This is a genomic window from Thermomicrobiales bacterium (assembly GCA_041390825.1).
GTDB lineage: Bacteria > Chloroflexota > Chloroflexia > Thermomicrobiales > UBA6265 > JAMLHN01.
Map to the genome: position 1 here is coordinate 1 of JAWKPF010000072.1, position 5,288 is coordinate 5,288.

Genomic DNA, 5,288 nt, shown 5'->3' on the forward strand with positions numbered 1-5,288 from the left:
TCGACTGATGGTGCTGCAGTCGCACTACCGAGCGCCACTTACCTTCTCGGAAGAGTCGCTCGATGCAGCCGCCAAAGGACTCGATCGGCTGATCACGGCCGCGCGTCCCGCAGCGAATGCGCCGGAGTCCGGCCCAGACCAGGGCCTCGATCGAGCCATTCAGCAGGCGTCGGATCAGTTCCACGCCGCCATGAGCGACGATTTCAATAGCCCAGCCGCGGTGGCGGCATTGTTCGATCTGGCTCGGAGCATCAACCGTGCGCGGGATGCGGGCGCCGGGGTCGAAGAGATCGATCGGGGACGCCTGGCGTTGATCGATCTGGCCGGCGTGCTCGGGCTCGATCTCGAATCCAGCGATCGGTCAGCCGGAGATGCGGGTCCATTCATCGACTTGCTGGTGCAGGTGCGCGACCGGCTGCGGGCAGAAAAACAGTGGGCGCTTTCCGATTTGATCCGCGATCGCCTGGCCGAGAAAGGAATCACCATTGCGGACGGACCGCAGGGGACGACCTGGCAGAAGAGCTGAGGCAGGACGAGACCGGCGCCAGCACCAACGCAGCGGCGACGAATGGCTGTATGGCCGAAATGCGGTCAACGAGGCGCTGAAGGCCGGTCGACGCCGGTTTCATCATCTTCTGCTGCTTTCCACCGCAGGAAACGATCCGCGCCTGGACGCGATTCAGGAGCGCGCACGACAGAGGGGTGTAACGTTCGAACGAGTCGATCGGGAGACCATCGACCGTGCGGTCCCGGATGTGAACCACCAGGGTGTCGTCGCGTTCGCATCGCCCTACCCATACGCGAACTCCGGTCTGCTGGACGACGCCAGTATGTCCATGCTGGCATTGGACCATCTGGTCGATCCCCAGAATGTCGGGACATTGCTTCGCGCGGCGGAGGCGTTTGGCGTGCGGACCGTTCTGTTGCCCAGAGAACGGAGCGCAGGCGTCACACCGGCGGTGGTGAACTCCTCAGCGGGAGCCGTCGAGCATCTCGACATCGTGCAAGTCGTCAACCTCGGACAGACCGTCGATCGGCTCAAAGAGCATGGCCATTGGATCGTCGGCATCGAGCACCACGAGCGCGCGAACGTGCTGGGCACTGTGCCGATACCGACGCCTTGCGTCCTGATCGTTGGTTCTGAGGGCCAGGGGATGGGCCCCAATCTCGCCAAGCGATGCGATCTTCTCCTGAAGATAGAGATGCAGGGCGAGGTGAACTCCCTCAACGCCGCGATTGCAGGTTCGATCGCGCTCTTCGAACTCTCTCGCTCGGAAACGAACGACTGATCCGTTCCCACACTCGATTGTCGCTTGCAGGAGCTCTCCCGTATCGGGAGACGATTACTGTGCATGGCATCGAGTCGGCCCGATTGGGTTGCACCGCCGAGTGGTTTTGTGATTTCTTTACCGCCAGCATCACCTTGAGTTTCGACCGGCCACCGTTGCCGGCAACAGCATTTGGATCGATTCTTGGCGGACGCATTCACCCAGGAAATCATTCGAAGCAAGCTCCTGGCCGTCACCGGCGAAATGGGGACGATCCTCGCTCGCACCAGCATGAGCCCGATCGTTTACGAGGTCCTCGATTTTGCATGCGGCATCACCGATGCGAATGGCGCGGTGGTCGCTCAGGACAACGGCCTATGCCTCTTTACAGGAACATTTCAGCCGCAGGTAGCTTCGATTCTCGAGAAGTATCCTCTGTCCTCGATGCGGCCAGGCGATGTCTACATGACGAACTCTCCCTATGGCGGAGGCACGCATAACCCCGATATTGCGCTCATCATGCCGATCTTCGTCGATTCGACCGTGATTGGTTTTGGAATCTCGGTGACCCACTGGACGGAGATTGGGGGCAAGGTGCTCGGTTCGATTGCGCCCGATTCGACCGAAATCTACCAGGAGGGTCTCCAGTTTCCTCGCCTAAGGCTCTTCACCGCTGGAGAAATCAATCAGGCAATCATCGACATCATCGAGGCGAATGTGCGCTTGCCGCTCATGTCGATTGGAGACCTGAACGCTGGCGTCGCTGCCGTGCGAGTCGCCGATGCTCGAGTGCGCGAAATTGCAAACCGCTATGGAGTCGAGGAGTTGCTGGCAGCATTCGATGGAATCATGTCGCATGGTGAAGCCATGGCACGGCAAGCGCTGCGGAACGTGCCGAATGGAACCTACACCGCTACGGACTTCATCGACGGAGACGGAATAACCGAAGACCGAATTCCGATCCAGGTGAAGGTGACCGTCGATGGTGACCGGTTTGTTGCCGACTTCACCGGGACCGCCAAGCAGACTGCAGGAGCGATCAACTGCGCGCGCGGCGCCTTGCTTTCAGCATGCAAGACGGTTTTCAAGGCGATCATCGGCCCTCAACTCGACTCGAACGAGGGCCTCTTCCGTCCGTTCGAGTTGATCTGTCCTGAAGGAACCATTTTCACGGCAACCCGTCCGGCGCCAACAGGTTGGTACTACGAAGCCTCCGCAAGTGCCACCGAACTCATCTGGAAGGCGCTCGCTCCGGTGCTGCCTCAGTCGTTGTCCGCCGGATCTTACCTCTCGCTTTGCGCGTACTACATTGGTGGCCAACACGACGACGGTCGCTATTGGCTTCTCACGACACCACAAGACGGAGGCTGGGGCGCCTGCGCGGACCGGGACGGCGAAAGCTCATTGATCGCGACCACGGACGGTGACACTTACAACTACCCGGCTGAGGTCATCGAAACCGCGTTCCCGCTTACGATGTTGACCAATTCGTTCAATACCTGGGATCCAGCGGGACATGGGAAGTACCGTGGAGGATTCGGGACGGTGCGCGAGTACCGTGTCGATGCGCCGATGGGCGGCAAACTCATGGCCAGCATGGGTCGATCTCGAACGCCTCCGTGGGGAGTCGAAGGCGGCTTCGACGGATCGCTCAACTACTACGAGGTGGTGCGCACCGACGGCACTCGTGAGCGTGGCGGGCGAACGTCACACGTCCCCCTGGGCAAAGGCGATATCGTGCGGATCGTTACCGGCAATGGTGGCGGCTGGGGGCCCGTAACCGAGCGCGATCCCGTCGCGGTGGCGCGCGATCTGGCCGACGATCTCATTTCTCGTGATGAGCTGGTTCGCGTCTATGGTGAAGCGTCGGGTGCGAAATGACCACCAATTTGCGAGTCGCAGTCGACATTGGCGGAACCTTCACCGACGCGGTGGTTTTCGATCCTGCAACGAACAGTGTCTTCGAAGCGAAGAGTTCGACAACGCCCTCTGATTTTTCGCGTGGGGTCTTTGATGCCTTGAAGGTCGCGGAAGTCGAGCTTGCGGCGATCGATCACCTCATTCATGGAACGACAGTGGTGATCAATGCCATCACCCAACGATCTGGTGTGCGGACCGCGTTGGTCACTACCCGGGGCTTCCGCGACGCGCTTCAAATCGGCCGCGGAAATCGCCCGGACATGTATAACCTCAAGTTCCACAAGCCCGAGCCCCTTGTGCCGCGGCGATTGCGGTTCGAGGTAAGCGAACGCATGCTCGTCGATGGTTCCGAAGAGCTGCCGCTCGACCTGGAACGACTGGAGGAGATCGCACGTGTCTGCCTGGATGAGGCGATCGAGGCAATCGCGATCAGCTTTCTTCATTCCTACGCTTGGCCAGAGCATGAGCGGTCCGCAAAGGCGCATCTGGCAGCCCTGTTGCCGGGCGTTTCGATCACCTGTTCGTCGGACGTTTGCCGCGAGTGGCGCGAATACGAGCGGACGTCCACCGCGGTGCTGAACGCGTATGTCCAGCCGATTCTCGATCGTTATCTGGAACACTTGAGTACGACCCTCGACGAGGAGAAGGCGACCGATCGCCGTTTCGTAATGCTGTCGAATGGCGGTTCGGCCACCTTCGACTTCGCACGTGAGCAACCGATCCAGTTGGTCGAGTCAGGGCCGGCGGGAGGAATCGCGGGGGCGCTCGCCATCGGACGGCAAGTCGGCGAGTCGCATCTGATCACGCTCGATGTCGGTGGCACAACTGCCAAGTGCTCTGTGATCGTGGATGGCGAGGCGGCCATTTCGCAGGACTACCGCATGGAGTGGACTCCGTGGTCTCCGGGGTATCCGCTGCGCATACCGGTCGTGGACATTGTCGAGATTGGCGCTGGGGGTGGAAGCATTGTCTGGTTCGACGAAGGCGGCGCGCTCAGAATCGGCCCCAAATCCGCGGGTGCAGACCCCGGTCCAGCCTGCTACGGTCTTGGAGGTTCCGAACCAACGATCACCGACGCGATGCTCCTGGCCGGGATTCTCGATCCGGCAGCGTTTCTTGGCGGGCGCCTCAGGGTCGATTCGGATCTCTCACAGCACGCGTTCGCACCAATCGCCGATCGCCTCGGACTCGGAATGCGCGAAACAGTGGCAGGTGTATTGCGGCTGTTCGGCGAGCTCACTGTCGAGGCATTGAAACTCGTTTCGGTACGGCGCGGGTATGATCCGCGCGATTTCACATTGATTGCTTATGGGGGTGGCGGACCGATTCACGCCGGTCATCTTGCGCGCGAACTCGGTGTCAAGCGGTTGCTGATCCCGAACTTCCCCGGCACCTTCAGCGCCTGGGGTATGCTCACCAGCAAACCACGGCTCGATCAATCACGCACGTTCGTTCGGGCACTCGCGTCGTTCCCGGCGGCAGCGCGCGACAGCGTCTTTTCGGAGATGGAGCTGGAAGCAATGGAAACGCTCGTGGCGCAGGGTTTCGAGGCAGGTCATATCGAACACCAACGCGCCATCGACTGCCGCTACCATGGACAGGAGCACACCGTGCGCGTTCCAGTCGACGATGAACTTCTGTCGGAAGAGGATTTTGCAGATCGCTTTCATCGGTTGCATGAGCAGCTCTATACCTTTCGCCTCGAGGCAACCGAGATCGAGCTCGTCAATTTCCGACTGACAAGCACAGTTGAGGTGGGTCTCACTCCTGCGGGCGTGGCTAATGAGGGCGGCTCAGCGGTCGGCATTCCGTCCCGGGAACGTTCGGTAGCTTTCGCCACTGGCGAGACCGCGAAGACATCGGTGTATCACCGGTCTGCGCTGCCGCTGGGATTCCAGGGCACTGGCCCCGCGATCATAGAAGAACCAAGCTCGACCACGGTTGTCCTTTCGGGACAGCGATTCGAGATCGATCGATTTGGCAATATCGCAATCGACGGCGATCAGCCCAACAGAAAGGAGTCGGCTGGGATCGGGAAGCGTTAGGTTCCCAGAATCGGATCACCCACCCGCACGGTCGCGAGGGCGCCGTGCCTTTCGT

Annotated in this window: 4 protein-coding genes; all 4 read left to right on the forward strand. The window is 60.6% G+C overall.

Annotated features, from left to right (window positions below):
* Positions 1 to 526, forward strand: a 526-nt coding sequence (locus tag R2855_19820) for a DALR domain-containing protein (protein ID MEZ4533253.1), incomplete at its 5' end; no start/stop codon positions are given.
* A complete protein-coding gene (gene rlmB, locus R2855_19825) occupies positions 486 to 1,289 on the forward strand; it encodes a 23S rRNA (guanosine(2251)-2'-O)-methyltransferase RlmB (protein MEZ4533254.1) in 804 nt (267 codons plus the stop codon). The genes R2855_19820 and rlmB, both read left to right, overlap by 41 nt.
* Positions 1,290 to 1,472: 183 nt before the next feature.
* Positions 1,473 to 3,149, forward strand: coding sequence for a hydantoinase B/oxoprolinase family protein (locus R2855_19830; protein MEZ4533255.1), 1,677 nt, complete (start codon positions 1,473 to 1,475; stop codon positions 3,147 to 3,149).
* A complete protein-coding gene (locus R2855_19835) occupies positions 3,146 to 5,233 on the forward strand; it encodes a hydantoinase/oxoprolinase family protein (protein MEZ4533256.1) in 2,088 nt (695 codons plus the stop codon). The genes R2855_19830 and R2855_19835 overlap by 4 nt, the downstream gene beginning before the upstream one ends.
* The last annotated feature ends 55 nt before the right edge of the window (positions 5,234 to 5,288 follow it).

What these genes read in the sequence shown, in the direction of transcription:
- R2855_19835 (MEZ4533256.1), top strand. Translation starts at nt 3,146, where the DNA reads ATGACCACCAATTTGCGAGTCGCAGTCGACATTGGCGGAACCTTCACC.